The sequence below is a fragment of the Rhizobacter sp. P3_B12 genome, from assembly GCF_056402895.1.
This window is the reverse complement of record NZ_JBFUGN010001282.1, coordinates 1-1,424: the sequence shown is the minus strand read 5'-3', so window position 1 is coordinate 1,424 and position 1,424 is coordinate 1. Positions and strand designations below refer to the sequence as shown.

General features: G+C 70.1%; 1 protein-coding gene. It reads right to left on the bottom strand.

Annotation, left to right across the window (positions count from 1 at the left end; translation table 11 throughout):
• Positions 1 to 68: 68 nt before the first annotated feature.
• The gene (glmM, locus tag AC1D01_RS34540; protein WP_477874001.1) at positions 69 to 1,400 is read right to left on the bottom strand and encodes a phosphoglucosamine mutase; all 1,332 of its coding nucleotides are present in this window, start codon (positions 1,398 to 1,400) and stop codon (positions 69 to 71) included.
• Between the last annotated feature and the right edge of the window lie 24 nt (positions 1,401 to 1,424).

Genomic DNA, 1,424 nt, shown 5'->3' with positions numbered 1-1,424 from the left:
ACCTGAAGGCCAGCAACGGCGTCGTTCAGATCGTCGACCGCGTGTTCATTCCGGCCGCGAAGTAAGCCTCAGGCGCGCAAGGTATCCGCCAGGCGCTCGGCGCAGGCCTTGGCCTGCGCGGCGTCGCGGGCCTCGACCATCACGCGCACCAGCGGTTCGGTGCCGGATGGGCGGATCAGCAGGCGGCCGTCGTTGCCCAGCTCGCGCAGCACGGCAGCCTGCGCCTCGGCCAGCTTCGGCGCGGACTTCCAGTCCTGCCCGGGCTTCAGCCGCACGTTCACCAGCACCTGCGGGAACAGCGTCACCGCCTCGACCAGCTGGGCCAGCGACTTGCCGCTGCGGCTCACCGCCTGCAGCACCTGCAGCGCGCTGACGATGCCGTCGCCGGTGGTGTGCTTGTCGAGCGCCAGCAGGTGGCCCGAGCCCTCCCCGCCCAGCAGCCAGCCGCGCGCGGCCAGCTCTTCGAGCACGTAGCGGTCGCCGACCTTGGCGCGCACGAACTCGATGTCCTGCGCCTTCAGCGCCACCTCGACCGCCATGTTGGTCATCAGCGTGCCCACCGCCCCGGGCACGCGCTGGCCCTGCGCCAGGCGGTCGGCCACCATCACGTAGAGCAGCTCGTCGCCGTTGTAGAGGCGGCCRTCGGCATCGACCAGCTGCAGGCGGTCGGCATCGCCATCGAGCGCGACCCCATAGTCCGCCTGGTTCTCGCGCACCGCCTTGACCAGGGCGGCCGGCGCGGTGGCACCGAAGCCGGCGTTGATGTTGAGGCCGTCGGGGTTGCAGCCGATCGCGATGACCTCGGCGCCCAGTTCGTGGAACACGTCGGGCCCGGATTGGTAGCCCGCCCCGTGCGCCGCATCGACGACGATCTTCAGGCCCTTCAGCGACAGGTCGTTGCTGAAGGTGCTCTTGCAGAACTCGACGTAGCGCCCGCGCGCCGCCTCGAGCCGGCGCGCCTTGCCGAGCTGGGCCGAGTCGACCCATTGCGCGGGCTCCTCCAGCGCCGCCTCGACGCGCTGCTCCCACTCGTCGGGCAGCTTCTCGCCACGTGCCGAGAAGAACTTGATGCCGTTGTCGGGGTAGGCGTTGTGCGAGGCGCTGATCACGACACCGAGGTCCAGCCGCAGCGCGCGCGTGAGATACGCCACGCCCGGGGTCGGCAGCGGGCCGGTGAGCAGCACGTCGACGCCGGCCGACGCGAAGCCGGCTTCGAGGGCCGATTCGATCATGTAGCCGGAGATCCGCGTGTCCTTGCCGATCAGCACCGTCGGCTTGGCAATGTCGGCCTTCAACACCCGGCCGACGGCATGGCCGAGGCGCAGCATGAAATCGGGGGTGATCGGCGATTGGCCGACGGTTCCGCGGATGCCGTCGGTGCCGAAATAGGTTCTGCTCATGCGCTTGTCTCCACGCCCAGGATC